The following is a 270-nucleotide window of genomic DNA, read 5'->3' on the forward strand; positions in this document are numbered from 1 at the left end:
GGATCGCCATGCCGCCATCGGCGGAACCATCATCGACCGCGATCACCTCCACGTCCATCGCGGCATCGCCCAACAGCGCATCCAGTTGGTGGGCAAGATACCGCTCGCAGTTGTAGACGGGGACGATCAGGCTGATCTGTGGCGCAATGGGGTCGACGTGGTTCATATCCGGTGATGCGTAGGCGCGTGAATCCTCGCGCCCTGAACCGGGTCTTGCCATTGGTCTTCGATATTCGATCCATCGTCCAACAGGCGCGGGTGGATCGGTGC

At 61.5% G+C, this 270-nt stretch carries 1 protein-coding gene; it reads right to left on the reverse strand.

The window, feature by feature from the left end; all coding sequences use genetic code 11:
* Positions 1–220: glycosyltransferase family 2 protein (locus SB771_RS34665; protein WP_410721996.1), on the reverse strand; the 220-nt coding region annotated here is incomplete at its 3' end.
* Positions 221–270: the final 50 nt, after the last annotated feature.

It is taken from the genome of Burkholderia sp. SIMBA_051, assembly GCF_046534915.1.
Taxonomy (GTDB): Bacteria; Pseudomonadota; Gammaproteobacteria; order Burkholderiales; family Burkholderiaceae; genus Burkholderia; species Burkholderia ambifaria.